Raw genomic sequence first — 13,605 nt, 5'->3', positions numbered from 1 at the left:
GTGGATACCCTCAATATGCTCATGCAGGGCTTCGCCACTGCGGCGACGCCCATGAACCTGCTCTACGCTTGCCTCGGCGTCCTGCTGGGCACCGCTGTGGGCGTGCTGCCCGGAATCGGCCCTGCCATGACCGTGGCGCTGTTGCTGCCGGTCACCTATGCCGTCGAGCCGACCAGCGCCTTCATCATGTTCGCCGGCATCTACTACGGCGGCATGTATGGCGGCTCGACCACCTCGATCCTGCTGAACACCCCCGGCGAGTCCTCGACGGTGATCACCGCTATCGAGGGCCACAAGATGGCCAAGGCCGGACGCGCGGCCCAGGCCTTGGCCACCGCGGCCATCGGTTCCTTCGTCGCCGGAACCATTGGCACGGCCCTGCTGGTGACCTTGGCACCACTGGTGGTCAAATTCGCGGTCAGCCTGGGGGCCCCCAGCTACCTGGCCATCATGATCCTGGCGCTGATCGCGGTCACCGCGGTGCTTGGCTCCTCGAAGCTGCGCGGCTTCGCCTCCCTCGGGCTCGGCCTGGCCATCGGCCTGGTCGGCATGGACCCGGTCTCCGGGCAGGGGCGCCTGATCTTCGGCCAACCGCTGCTGTCCGACGGGGTCGACATCGTCGTCGTCGCCGTGGCCATCTTCGCCCTCGGCGAGGCACTCTGGGTAGCCGCCCATCTGCTGCGCACCAAGACCCAGACGATCCCGGTCGGTCGGCCCTGGATGGGCAAGAGCGATTGGAAGCGGTCCTGGAAGCCCTGGTTGCGCGGCACGGCCTTCGGGTTCCCCTTCGGCGCCCTGCCCGCCGGCGGTGCCGAGATCCCGACCTTCCTGTCCTACGTGACCGAAAAGAAGCTCTCCAAGCATCCGGAGGAGTTCGGCCACGGCGCCATCGAGGGCGTCGCCGGTCCCGAGGCGGCCAACAACGCCTCCGCTGCCGGAACCCTGACCCCCATGCTGGCCCTCGGCCTGCCGACCAACGCCACCGCCGCGGTCATGCTGGCTGCCCTCATGCAATATGGCATCCAGCCAGGACCGCTGCTCTTCGAGAAGGAGCCCGTGCTGGTCTGGGCGCTGATCGCCAGCCTGTTCATCGGCAACACCCTGCTGCTGCTGATCAACCTGCCGCTGGCCCCGCTCTGGGCCAAGCTGCTGCAACTGCCCCGCCCATACCTCTATGCCGGCATCCTGTTCTTCGCCACGCTGGGCACCTTCGCGGTGAACAGCCAGGCGTTCGACCTGGTCCTGCTGCTGGTCCTGGGGCTGCTCGGCTTCGCCATGCGCCGCTTCGGCATCCCCGTGCTACCGCTGATCCTGGGGGTCATCCTGGGCCCGCGCATCGAAGAGGAACTGCGCAAGGCCTTCCAACTGAGTTCGGGGGATCCCATGGGCCTGGTCAACGAGCCGGTCGCCGTGGTCGTGTATGCGATCATCGCGCTGGTCCTGTTGTGGCCGCTGGTCATGTTCGTGGTGCGCAAGGCGCGCCACCGGACGGCTCCGGCCGGTGGCTTCGGCCAGCTGCCTGCCGTGGACGACGAACCGACTGGCGGGGACACCCCGGACCAGGGCGTCTCGACCACCTCCGGGACGAACTCGGACACGGACGCCGTCTCCGACGAGGCGACCCGGCAGCGCACGGTACCGAACCGCGAACCGCACGATCCGCCGTCGTACTCCTGAGTACCAGTCGTGCTCCTGAGTACCGGCAGGATAGACGCACGCAGGCCCGGTGCCATCGACCCACGGACAGTCGACGGCACCGGGCCCTGGTGCGTGTCGGGGAACCGGCGGTGCGTCCGCGGGCTCTGGCAGACTGGCTCCATGCACGACGAGGAACCGGACCCCACCTACACGACGATCGAGGGCGTTCCGTATGTGCGCCTGTTCGTCGACCACGGGGAGAGCCCGGTGTGGACCTGGGAACCGCTGGACTACGCCGAGCTGCAGTTGCCGGCCGAGCTGGAGACGCGAATGCGGACCTGGGAGGCCGCGTTCTACGCGCTCGGGCCCGAGGCGGCAGGTCCGGGTCCCGCAGCCCAGCGCCACCGGGCGGAGGGGATCCTCCTCGCCGGGCAGCTGGCCGGCGAACTCGGATCGCCCCTGGCGGTGCACTACGCGTCGGCCGATCCCCGTGCCGGCCACGACGTGGACATCGGCTACGGCGTCGACGGCGGAGAGGTGGGCCAGCGGCCGTCGCTGGCGGACCCCGCGATCTTCCACGTGGGCACCTTCCCCGTCCGGCCCGCCGTCAGCGGGCACATCGCCTGGATGGTCCAGCACCCCTTCGAACAGCACGGCGACGACGGAGCCGGGGCACTGGATGCCGACTGGAGCGACCTCGCAGACGGGGACGGTCCCGACGGCAACGACGACCGCTAGCGCCGGGTGCGGGATGCGTGCGGTACCGGCGGCGTGCGCGATACTGGAGTCATGGAGTTCCGCGAGCCGCAGCACAGCACACTTCCCCTGAACGATCCCCGCCGCATCGTCCTGCTCGGCTCGACCGGCTCCATCGGCACACAGGCCATCGAGGTCGCCGACCACGCCCCCGAACGCTTCCGCATCGTCGCGCTCGCCGGCGGCTCCAACCTCGAACTGCTCGCCCGGCAGGCCGTCCACACCCGCGCCGAGGTCGTCGCGCTCGCCGACGGCGACGTGGACCAGCTGCGCCGGCGGATCCACGACCACGCCGAGCTCGCCGGACACAGCACCTACCGCCCCGAACTGCTCCACGGCCCCACCGCGGCAGCCCGCGTCGCCGGCTACCCGGGGGCCGACGTCGTGCTCAACGGCATTACCGGCTCCATCGGCCTGGCGCCCACGCTGGCGGCGCTGAAGGCCGGGCACCTGCTGGCGTTGGCCAACAAGGAATCGCTCATCGCCGGCGGCGCCCTGGTCAAGGACGCCGCAGCCCCGGGCCAGCTGGTCCCCGTCGACTCCGAGCACTCGGCGATCGCCCAGGCCCTGCGCGCCGGCACACCCGCCGAGGTCGCCCGGCTCATCGTCACCGCCTCCGGCGGCCCGTTCCGCGGCATGACCCGGGCCCAGCTGATGGACGTCACCCCTGCCCAGGCACTGGCCCACCCCACCTGGGACATGGGCCAGGTCATCACCACCAACTCGGCGACCATGGTCAACAAAGCGCTCGAGGTCATCGAGGCGCACCTGCTCTTCGACGTGCCGCTGGAACGCATCGAGGCCGTGGTGCACCCGCAGTCGATGGTGCACTCCATGGTCGAGTTCGTGGACGGCGCCACCATCGCCCAGGCCTCCCCGCCGGACATGCGCCTGCCGATCGCCCTGGGGATGGGCTGGCCCGCCCGGGTCCCCGGCGCCGCCGCCGGCTGCGACTTCACCCGCGCCTCCGAGTGGACGTTCGAACCGCTGGACGAGGACGCCTTCCCGGCCATCCGCCTGGCCAAGGCCGCCGCCCGCGCCTCCTCCACCCACATGGCCGTCTACAACGCCGCGAACGAGGAGGCCGTGCACGCCTTCCACGCCGGGGCCATCCGCTTCCCCGAGATCGTCGACACCGTCGAGGCGGTGGTGGCGGCGTACGACGCCGGAACCACCTCCGGGGGCGGACTCACCGTGGACGCGGTGCTGGCTGCGGAGGCGTGGGCACGAAAAGCGGCCGCGGATCGTTGGGGGCAGATGTGACTGTTCTCCTCTTCATCGCCGGCGTGCTGATCCTCGCGATCGGCGTCGCCGTGTCCATTGCCCTGCACGAGGTCGGCCACCTGGTGCCGGCCAAGGCCTTCGGCGTGCGCGTGCCGCAGTACATGATCGGCTTCGGCAAGACGCTGTTCTCCCGCAAGCGCGGCGAGACCGAATACGGCCTCAAGGCCATCCCGCTCGGCGGCTACATCTCGATGATCGGGATGTACCCGCCCTCGGCCACGACCCCGGAGGGCAAGGTCAAGGCCTCCGGCACCGGGATCTTCTCGCAGATGGCCGACGAGGCCCGCAAGGCCGCCGCCGAGGAGCTGCAACCCGGCGACGAGCACCGCATGTTCTACAAGCTGCCCGTGTACAAGCGCGTGGTCATCATGCTCGGCGGGCCCTTCATGAATCTGGTCATCGCGTTCGTGCTCTTCGCTGTGCTGCTCTCCGGCTTCGGGACCGTCCAGTCCACCACCAACGTCACCGAGGTCTACCAGTGCGTGGTCAGCCAGGCAGACCAGCAGGCCCGCGGCGGGGACGACACCGCGGCCAACTGCCAACCCGGCGACCCAAAGGCCCCGGCCTACGCCGCCGGCCTGCGCCCGGGGGACCGGATCACCTCCTTCAACGGCCAGGACGTGCGCGAATACCAGTGGGATGAGCTGACCACGATGATCCGTGCCTCCGCCGGCAAGACCTCGCAGCTGACCTATCTGCGCGACGGCACCGAGCACACCACGACGATCACCCCGCTGCTCACCCAGCGCCCGGCCCTGGACATCAACGGCCGGCCCAAGACCGATGCCGGCGGGAACACCGAACTGGTCAGCGTCGGGTTCGTCGGCATGGGCTCGGAACCAAAGCAGATGACCGTGCCGCTGACCGAGGTCCCCGCCGCCGTCGGCGAGAACGTGCGGGCCGTGGCCGGGATCGTCATCGACCTGCCCGCGCGCCTGGTCGCCGTGGGTCAGGCCGCCTTCTCCGACGCGCCCCGCGACCCGAACGGGCCCATGTCGGTGGTCGGCGTCGGCCGCATCGCCGGCGAGGTCAGCGCCATGGACGAGATCCCGCTCAAGGACCGCTTCGCCACCCTCATCGGCCTGGTCGCCAGCCTGAACATCGCCCTGTTCGTCTTCAACCTCATCCCGTTGCTGCCGCTGGACGGCGGCCACGTCATCGGCGCCCTCTGGGAGGGGCTGCGTCGCACCGCAGCGAAGATCTTCAAGCGGCGCGACCCCGGCCCGGTGGACATCGCCAAGCTGATGCCGCTGACCTACGTGGTGGCCATCCTGATGATGGGCATGGGCGCCCTGCTGATCTACGCCGACATCGTCAAGCCGGTCGATATCTTTGGTTGACGCACCCCGCCCCCGCAGGATCACCGCGACGGCAGCTGCAGCGCTGGCCGTCGGCCTGGTCCTGTCCGGCTGCACCGGCTCCGGTCCCGCAGAGCCCACCTCCCCGAGTACGACGGCGGAATCCACCCCGTCCGCCAACCCCGACCAGGTGCGCCTCACCACGCCGAAGGCCGGCGTGCACCAGCTCCCGGGCAGGGGAGCGGATCTGGCCCTCGACGCCAGCCGGGCCTTCTTCGCCCACGCACCTGCCGCCGTCGTCCTCGAGACGGGGAATGCCAAGGATCACGACGGAAAGCAGCCCGGCGGAAAGCAGGCCGACGACAAGAAGACCGACGACAAGAACGGGAAGGCAACCCCAGACGACGGCGGCGACGCACAGGCCGCGGCGCAGCGGGCCGAGGACCTCGGGATCCCGCTGCTGCTTGCCCCGGAGACCGCGGACCAGTCCACCGCTGTCGGCGCCGAACTTGACCGGCTCGGCGCCACGACCATCATCCGCTATGGTGCACCACAGCCCCGGAACGCCGCCGACGGCAGCGCCAGCCCGGCCTCAGGGTCGTCCAGTGGTCCGGCCTGGGACGTCGAGGTGGTCGACGGGACGGATCCCGCCGCCGAGATGCCCCCGGTGCAGGCGGCGGCCCCGGCCAACGATCTGGCCGCCGTCGCCCTCACCGGGAACGACGACCCCGGGACCCGCGCCGGCCTGGCCACCGCCCGCGCCGCCGGTGCCACCGTGCACACGATGGCTTCCCCCGATCCGCGGGCCGAGAAGGACCGCGGCTTCTTCCGCAAGCATGCCGACAGCGCGCTCTTTGCCCTCGGCGACGGCTACGGGCCGGCCAAGGAATTCGCCGCGTTGGCCCGGACCGCCGCCACCGGTCCCGAACTGCCCGGCGGCGGGCAGATCGTCTTTCCGCAACGGCGCATGGTCGCCCTCTATGGCACCCCCGGTACCGGCTCCCTGGGCGTGCTCGGCGAGCAGGGCATCAAGGCCTCCATCACCCGGGCCAGGAAACTGGCGGCCCGGTACCAGCCCTACAGCAAGCAGCAGGTCCAGCCGGCCTTCGAGATCATCGCCACCGTCGCCTCCGCCAGCGCCGGCAAGGACGGAAACTACTCGACGTACGTCCCGGTCAAGACGATCGAACCCTGGGTGGAGGCCGCCCGGAAGGCGGGGGTCTACGTCGTGCTGGACCTGCAGCCGGGCCGCAACGACTTCCTCACCCAGGCAAAGCACTACGAGCGGCTGCTCAAGTACCCCAACGTCGGCCTCGCCTACGACCCGGAGTGGCGGCTGAAACCCCACCAGCGCCACATGGCCCAGATCGGGTCCGTGTCCGCCGCCGAGCTGAACCGGACGAACGACTGGCTGGCGCAGCTGACCCGGAAGCACCGGCTGCCACAGAAGGTCGTGATCCTGCACCAGTTCCAGCTGGGGATGATCCGCGACCGCGCGGACCTGGACACCTCGCACCCCGAACTCGCACTGGTCCTGCACGCCGACGGCAACGGCAACCCCGGCCAGAAGATGGCGACCTGGAACGCCCTGCGTCGCGACCTGCCCCAGGGCATTCGGATGGCGTGGAAGAACTTCATCGACGAGGACTCGCCGACCTTCACCCCGAAGCAGACCTTCGACGTCAACCCGAAACCCTGGTTCGTGTCCTACCAGTAGCCCGTCCCGGCTCCGCCGGAGCGGAACGTACACTGGGGACCATGACGATCTTTGCCGTGGAATACGTATATGCCGCCGGGTCCGACGCCGCCCGGGACGAGCACCGCCCCGACCACCGCGCCTTCCTGGGCGGACTGTCCGGCGACTTCTCCCTGGTGGCCTCCGGCCCCTATGTCGACGGATCCGGCGCCCTGCTGCTCATCAAGGCCGCCTCCGAGCAGGCGTTGGCCGAGAAGCTCGGCGAGGACCCGTTCAACGCCAACGGGCTCGTCTCGGCGGTGCGCCTGACCGAGTGGAGCCCCGTCACCGGTGAGCTCTCTCACCACGCCTGAGCCCGTCGGCGGCCCCACGTCCCCTCCACAAGGGGGATAATGGGGACGGACGAACCACCACCTGAATACCCGGAGGATAATTTGACCTCGGTCAGCCTTGGAATGCCAGCCGCCCCGCCACCGGTGTTGGCCCCGCGGCGGAAAACCCGCCAGATCAAGGTCGGATCGGTCGGCGTCGGCTCCGAATCCCCGATCAGCGTGCAGTCGATGACCACCACGCCGACCACCGACATCAACGCCACGCTGCAGCAGATCGCCGAGCTGACCGCCTCCGGCTGCGACATCGTGCGCGTGGCCTGCCCCTCGGCCGACGACGCCGAGGCGTTGCCGATCATCGCGAAGAAGTCGCAGATCCCGGTCATCGCGGACATCCACTTCCAGCCCAAGTACGTCTTCGCCGCCATCGAGGCCGGCTGCGCCGCGGTCCGGGTCAACCCCGGGAACATCCGCAAGTTCGACGACCAGGTCAAGGAGATCGCCCAGGCCGCCAAGGACCACGGCACCTCCCTGCGCATCGGCGTCAACGCCGGCTCGCTGCACCCGGACCTGATGAAGAAGTACGGCAAGGCCACCCCCGAGGCCCTCGTCGAATCCGCCGTCTGGGAGGCCTCCCTGTTCGAGGAGCACGACTTCCACGACTTCAAGATCTCCGTCAAGCACAACGACCCGGTCGTGATGGTCCGCGCCTACGAACTGCTCGCCGCCCGCGGCGACTGGCCGCTGCACCTGGGCGTCACCGAGGCGGGCCCCGCCTTCCAGGGCACCATCAAGTCGGCCACCGCCTTCGGTGCGCTGCTCTCGAAGGGCATCGGCGACACGATCCGCGTCTCCCTCTCCGCCCCGCCGGTGGAGGAGATCAAGGTCGGCAACCAGATCCTGCAGTCGCTGAACCTGCGCCCGCGCAAGCTCGAGATCGTCTCCTGCCCGTCCTGCGGCCGCGCCCAGGTCGACGTCTACACCCTCGCCGACCAGGTCACCGCCGGGCTGGAGGGCATGGAGGTCCCGCTGCGCGTGGCCGTCATGGGCTGTGTCGTCAACGGTCCCGGCGAGGCCCGCGAGGCCGACCTCGGCGTCGCGTCCGGCAACGGCAAGGGCCAGATCTTCGTCAAGGGCGAGGTCATCAAGACCGTCCCCGAGGACCAGATCGTCGAAACGCTGATCGAGGAGGCGATGCGCATCGCCGAATCCATGGAGACCCCCGAGGACGGCGTCGGCGCCGCCCCGACCGTGTCGGTGTCCTAACCGGCCCCACCCGGCACGGTCTACCGGCTGCGGTCCGGCCGCCTGGTTTGGCCAGCGGAACCTGCCGGGGGACCGCGCTGGGGGACCGTTCCCCCGGGCCCGCGTCATGCGGTTTCGCCCCAGCCCGGATTCTGCAACACTTTGGCTAAGACGCCAGGTCGCCGAGGGAGGGGGAGACGATGTCCAGGATCCTGTCCCGGTCCGTCCCGTGGTTCCCCGTACCCAAGGGCCGTTACACCGGCGGAGAGCCGCTCGGCGATACCGTACGCGTCCTCGCTGCCGAGGACACCGCCGCCCTGCGCGGACTGGTCGCCCGCGACCCGGTGGCGAACATCTTCATGGACGCCCAGCTCGATGCCACCGCCTCGGCCGCGCCCACCCCGGGCGGCTCCCTGGTCCTAGGCCGGTACGACGGCGGGGAGCTCCGGTCTGCCCTGTGGGTCGGGGCCAACCTGGTCCCCATCCAGGCCGGACCCGAGGACGCCGTGCCCTTCGCCACCGCGGTGCTGGGACTGCACCGGAACTTCTCCTCCATCTTCGGCCCCGCCAATGCCGTCCTGCCGCTCTGGGACTCGCTGCGACCCGAATCAACGCAGGAGGCCTTCGACGTCCGCGGCCGCCAACCGCTGATGGTCCTCTCCCAGCCGCCATCCATGCTGCCCTCGACCCGGGTCCGCCGCTCCACCGCGCAGGACTACGACGCCGTCCTGCCGGCCTGCGCGGCGATGTTCCAGGAGGAGCTGGGCTACTCTCCGCTGGATGCCGGCGGCTCGTTCTACCGCTCACGGGTGCGCTCGCTGATCCAGCACGGCCACTCCTTCGTCGACCGGGCCGCCGACGGGACCATCCGCTTCAAGGCCGAACTCGGAACGGTCTCCGCACATGCCACACAGATCCAGGGCGTCTGGGTCCACCCGTCCCACCGGGGCGAAGGCATCTCCGGGCCGGCGATGGCGGCCGTGGTGGGATCGGCATTGGCCCTGGCACCGCTGACCAGCCTGTACGTCAACGACTACAACCGCCCGGCCTTGGCGACCTACCGGCGCGTCGGGTTCGAGCAGGTGGGGGAGTTCGCCACGGTGCTCTTTTGAGGATCCCCGCCCGACGCGCACGACGACGCAGTACCCCGCGCCCTGCCCACCGTGGCGGGCATTCGCTACGCTGGAAGCAGGACAAGCGGCACCAGCAGGCCGCAGCAGACCGCCACGAGGGGGGACCATGGGCAGCATACGACGGCCGCACGACCCCTCGGGCGGGGCCGCTGTCTCCGCACGGCACCGCCGACGGGGAACGACGGCGATGATGCTGCTGGTTCCCCTGGCGCTGGCCGCCTGCTCCGGCACGCCGGGCCCCGATGCCGACAGTTCCCCGGCCACCGCAACCATGGCAACCAGCGGGGCACCGTCGTCGTCCGCGGAATCGGAATCCGCGACGGGGAGCGCGGAGACCGGATCATCGGCGGGTACGACGGCGCCGCCGCTGACCGGGCCGCTGCCCTCCTTCACCGCAGAGGAACTGGCCGAGGCCGCCCGCGAACTGGCCGCCGACCATTCCGGGGCGCGGGTACGCACGAACGAGGAGATCGCCGCCCTGGCCGACTCGGGCCGCGCGCTGCTCGACGACATGGACATCACCCCCTCGAAGTGCGCGCCCTTCATGGACAACCAGGAAGCCACGCTGCCCGCCGGGGCCGCGATCGCCTCCGTGACGATCCCCGGCGATTCGGTGGAACGCGAAACCTACATCAGCCTGGCCTCCTATCCCGAGCCGCAGGACGCCGCCCAAGCCGTCGACCGGACCAACGGGCTTCTGGTCCATTGCGCGAACTTCACCCTGCAACTCAGTGGCACGAAGGGCACCGCGACACTCAAGGACGAGGCCGCCGGGACCGACGCGGCCTCCACCGCCGCCTACTGGATGGACGTCGAGGCCGGCGACCAGAGCGTGGCCAGCTACACGGTCTCGGGCAGCGACGGGGCCGTCGTCGTATCCGTCACCACGCGCGCGGACCAGGAGGCTGACATCGACCCGTCCGACGTCGCGGCCATGGTCGACGAGGCGCTGACCGCCCTGCGGACGCAATAGCTTCGGCCCCTCCACCCAGCGTCGGGACCGCCGGTTCCGGCGCGGTGTTCGGCCCATCGCCGGGCACCGGGTAAGTTGGAACCGTCCCGACACGGACACCATCCCCACGATCAGCGGCCCAGCCCGCGGAAATGGACAGCAAGCGTGGTCCTGCGACTTTCCACCATGTTCCTGCGCACCCTGCGCGAAGACCCGGTCGACGCCGAAGTCGACAGCCACAAGCTGCTGGTGCGGGCCGGATACATCCGCCGCGCGGCCCCGGGCATCTACACCTGGCTGCCGATGGGTTTGCGCGTGCTGGCCAAGGTCGAGGCGATCGTCCGCGAGGAGATGAACGCCATGGGCGGCCAGGAGGTGCACTTCCCGGCTCTGCTGCCGCGCGAACCTTACGAGGCCACCGGGCGCTGGACCGAGTACGGCGACGCGCTGTTCCGCCTGCAGGACCGCAAGGACGCCGACTACCTGCTGGCGCCGACCCACGAGGAAATGTTCACCCTCCTGGTGAAGGACCTGTACAACTCGTACAAGGACCTGCCGGTGTACCTCTTCCAGATCCAGAACAAGTACCGTGACGAGGCGCGTCCCCGCGCGGGCCTGCTGCGCGGACGCGAATTCATCATGAAGGACTCCTACTCCTTCGACATCGACGACGCCGGGCTGGACACCGCCTACGCCAAGCACCGCGAGGCCTACCTGAAGATCTTCGCCCGCCTGGGTTTGGAGGTCCTGCCGGTCAAGGCGACCGCCGGGGCGATGGGCGGCTCGAAGTCCGAGGAGTTCCTGCACCCGACCCCGGTCGGGGAGGACACCTTCGTGCGTTCCGCCGGCGGCTACGCGGCGAACGTCGAGGCCGTGACCACCGTCGTGCCCGCGGACATCGACTACTCGGAGGCGCCGGCCCTGGACGTCAAGGACACCCCCGACACCCCCACCATCGACACGCTCGTCGAGGTGGCCAACCAGGTCGCCCCGCGCGCCGAGGGCCAATGGAGCGCCGTCGACACCCTGAAGAACGTGGTGCTGGCCGCCAAGCTGCCCACCGGCGAACGCCGCCTCGTCGTCATCGGCCTGCCGGGAGACCGCGCCGTGGACCTCAAGCGCGTCGAGGCGAACATCGCCGGACACCTCGAGGTCGGCGGTGAAGTCGAGATCGAAGCCGCCACCGAAGACGACCTCAAGAAGAACCCGGGGCTCGTCAAGGGCTACATCGGCCCGGGCAACGGGCTGGACCAGGCGGTGCTGGGCACCGAGGCCTCCACCGGGATCCTCTACCTGGTCGACCCGCGCGTGGTCTCCGGCACGTCCTGGATCACCGGTGCCAACGAGCCCGGACGCCACGTCTTCGGGCTGGTGGCCGGCCGCGACTTCACTTGGGACGGCACCATCGAATGCGTCGAGGTCCGTGAAGGGGATCCGGCTCCCGATGGCTCCGGTCCGTTGGAGACGGCCCGCGGCATCGAGATGGGGCACATCTTCCAGCTCGGCCGCAAATACGCCGAGGCGCTCGAGCTCAAGGTGCTCGACCAGAACGGCAAGCTGGTTACGGTGACCATGGGCTCCTACGGCATCGGCGTCACGCGCGCGGTGGCGGCCCTGGCCGAGACCAACCACGACGACCGCGGCCTGATGTGGCCGCGCAATGTCGCCCCCGCCGACGTCCACCTGATGGTCACGGGCAAGGGCGCCGACCTCTTCGAGGAAGCCGAGAGGATTGCCGCAGCACTGGACACCAAGGGCATCGAGGTCATTTTCGATGACCGCCCGAAGGTCTCGGCCGGCGTGAAGTTCGGCGATGCCGAACTGGTGGGCGTTCCCACGATCGCCGTGGTCGGACGCGGTCTGGCCGAGGGCCTGATCGAGGTCAAGGACCGTGCCAGCGGATCCGCCGAGAACGTCCCCGTGGCCGAGGTCGTCGATTACCTCGTCCGCGCCGTACGCGGCTAGCACCGGCCTCCCGTGGACTGGACGTCCCTGCTGAACGGTTCCGGGCTGGAGGACATCCAGGCCGGAACCGTCGTGCTGGTGATCGTTGCCGGCCTGGCTGCCGGCTGGGTCGACGCGGTGGTCGGCGGTGGGGGGCTGCTGCAATTGCCCGCCCTCCTGCTCGTCCCCGGCATCACGCCCGTCCAGGCGCTGGCCACGAACAAGCTCGGGTCCATCTTCGGCACCACCAACAGTGCCGTCACCTACTACCGGCGCGCCCACCCGGACCTGAAGACCGCCCTGCCCATGGCGGGCATCGCCTTGATCGGCAGCTTCGGTGGGGCGATCGTGGCTACGCTGCTGCCTGCATCGGTGTTCAAACCCATCATCGTCGCGGCGCTCATCGCCGTGGCCGTCTTCACCGCGGCCAAGCCCACCGTCGGCGAATTGACCGCCTTGCGGCACACCGGACGCAGACACCACGCGGTGGCCGGACTGATCGGACTTGTGATCGGCTTCTACGACGGCCTCATCGGACCGGGGACCGGATCCTTCCTGATCATCGCCATGGTCGTCTTCCTCGGATACAACTTCCTGGCCTCCAGCGCCAAGGCCAAGATCGTGAACATGGCGACCAACCTCGGGGCCTTGGCTTTTTTCCTGCCGACAGGGCACCTGCTGTGGGGGTTGGGCCTGCTGCTGGGGCTGGCGAACATGGTCGGCGGCTACCTCGGGGCACGGATGGCGGTCCGCAGGGGCAGCAAGTTCATCAGGATCGTTTTCCTGGTGGTGGTCGGCGTGCTCATCCTGCGCTTGGGATACGACGTTCTCCAGGAGAACATCCTCCACCGCGCCTGAGACGGACAGCGTCGACACTTCCCTCGTCCACGGGCCCCTCACAGGGCTGTTTTCCGGGGTTTTCCGGGGGGTGTCCCCGATAAACTAGAACACATGTACGAAGAACCCGTGTCGGGCCCCCGACCTACGCTGCAGGCTCCGGAGCCTGCCGTGGCCGGGACTGCTGCCGTCCCGGGCCCGGATGCCGCGGGTGCTGGTGCCGGTGTTGGTGCCGGTGCGGATCCGGTGGACCCGCGGGAGTTGCTGACCGCATTCCTGGCGACGCTGCCGGATGTGGCGGTGGGCCCGCTGGGGGAGGCGGCCCTGGTGGATGTGCTGGCGTTGGCGGAGGCGGGGAAGAACGCATTGGCCGGGCTGCAGGCCCGGGCCGAGGTGGCGTTGGATGCGGTGGTGCGGGCCCGGCACGAGGCCGAGGGCGTGGAACGGTCCAAGGTCGGTGCCGGTGTCCATGCCCAGATCGCGTTGGCCCGTT

11 protein-coding genes and 1 pseudogene are annotated in these 13,605 nt (G+C 69.8%); all 12 read left to right on the top strand.

What is annotated here, in order from left to right:
- Window positions 1-15 precede the first annotated feature (15 nt).
- Window positions 16-1,677 (top strand): tripartite tricarboxylate transporter permease, encoded by a 1,662-nt coding sequence (locus AB8M85_RS00060; protein ID WP_372697677.1) that lies wholly within the window; start codon window positions 16-18, stop codon window positions 1,675-1,677.
- 141 nt (window positions 1,678-1,818) lie between these two features.
- On the top strand, window positions 1,819-2,376 hold the full coding sequence (locus AB8M85_RS00055) for a hypothetical protein (RefSeq protein WP_372696732.1): 558 nt from the start codon (window positions 1,819-1,821) through the stop codon (window positions 2,374-2,376).
- A 51-nt stretch (window positions 2,377-2,427) separates the two neighbouring features.
- Window positions 2,428-3,657, top strand: a complete 1,230-nt coding sequence (dxr, locus tag AB8M85_RS00050) for a 1-deoxy-D-xylulose-5-phosphate reductoisomerase (RefSeq protein WP_372696731.1) — start codon at window positions 2,428-2,430, stop codon at window positions 3,655-3,657.
- Window positions 3,654-5,018, top strand: coding sequence for an RIP metalloprotease (locus AB8M85_RS00045; RefSeq protein WP_372696730.1), 1,365 nt, complete (start codon window positions 3,654-3,656; stop codon window positions 5,016-5,018). Before dxr ends, AB8M85_RS00045 begins: the two co-directional genes overlap by 4 nt.
- Entirely contained in the window at window positions 5,011-6,693 is a 1,683-nt protein-coding gene (locus tag AB8M85_RS00040) for a hypothetical protein (RefSeq protein ID WP_372696729.1), read from the top strand. Before AB8M85_RS00045 ends, AB8M85_RS00040 begins: the two co-directional genes overlap by 8 nt.
- A 41-nt stretch (window positions 6,694-6,734) precedes the next feature.
- A complete protein-coding gene (locus tag AB8M85_RS00035) occupies window positions 6,735-7,025 on the top strand; it encodes a YciI family protein (RefSeq protein WP_372696728.1) in 291 nt (96 codons plus the stop codon).
- Between the two features lie 81 nt (window positions 7,026-7,106).
- Window positions 7,107-8,267: a flavodoxin-dependent (E)-4-hydroxy-3-methylbut-2-enyl-diphosphate synthase gene (gene ispG, locus AB8M85_RS00030; RefSeq protein ID WP_372696727.1), complete on the top strand. Its 1,161-nt coding sequence runs from the start codon at window positions 7,107-7,109 to the stop codon at window positions 8,265-8,267.
- A 179-nt stretch (window positions 8,268-8,446) separates the two neighbouring features.
- Entirely contained in the window at window positions 8,447-9,358 is a 912-nt protein-coding gene (locus AB8M85_RS00025; RefSeq protein ID WP_372696726.1) for a GNAT family N-acetyltransferase, read from the top strand.
- Between the two features lie 127 nt (window positions 9,359-9,485).
- On the top strand, window positions 9,486-10,352 hold the full coding sequence (locus tag AB8M85_RS00020) for a hypothetical protein (protein ID WP_372696724.1): 867 nt from the start codon (window positions 9,486-9,488) through the stop codon (window positions 10,350-10,352).
- Window positions 10,353-10,496: 144 nt separating this feature from the next.
- Complete coding sequence (locus tag AB8M85_RS00015) at window positions 10,497-12,296, top strand: proline--tRNA ligase (RefSeq protein WP_372696723.1); 1,800 nt, start codon at window positions 10,497-10,499, stop codon at window positions 12,294-12,296.
- Between the two features lie 12 nt (window positions 12,297-12,308).
- Window positions 12,309-13,133, top strand: coding sequence for a sulfite exporter TauE/SafE family protein (locus AB8M85_RS00010; RefSeq protein ID WP_372696722.1), 825 nt, complete (start codon window positions 12,309-12,311; stop codon window positions 13,131-13,133).
- Window positions 13,134-13,226: 93 nt separating this feature from the next.
- A pseudogene (locus tag AB8M85_RS00005) lies at window positions 13,227-13,605 on the top strand (hypothetical protein); the annotation flags it as partial.

The sequence above is a fragment of the Arthrobacter sp. JSM 101049 genome, assembly GCF_041679245.1.
Lineage (GTDB): Bacteria > Actinomycetota > Actinomycetes > Actinomycetales > Micrococcaceae > Arthrobacter_H.
Note: the sequence above shows the minus strand (reverse complement) of the source record. Positions and strands in the feature narration are given on the sequence as shown.

Coding starts and splice junctions, on each gene's coding strand:
- AB8M85_RS00060 (WP_372697677.1), top strand. CDS start 16: ATGCTCATGCAGGGCTTCGCCACTGCGGCGACGCCCATGAACCTGCTC.
- dxr (WP_372696731.1), top strand. CDS start 2,428: ATGGAGTTCCGCGAGCCGCAGCACAGCACACTTCCCCTGAACGATCCC.
- AB8M85_RS00025 (WP_372696726.1), top strand. CDS start 8,447: ATGTCCAGGATCCTGTCCCGGTCCGTCCCGTGGTTCCCCGTACCCAAG.
- AB8M85_RS00055 (WP_372696732.1), top strand. CDS start 1,819: ATGCACGACGAGGAACCGGACCCCACCTACACGACGATCGAGGGCGTT.
- AB8M85_RS00020 (WP_372696724.1), top strand. CDS start 9,486: ATGGGCAGCATACGACGGCCGCACGACCCCTCGGGCGGGGCCGCTGTC.
- AB8M85_RS00035 (WP_372696728.1), top strand. CDS start 6,735: ATGACGATCTTTGCCGTGGAATACGTATATGCCGCCGGGTCCGACGCC.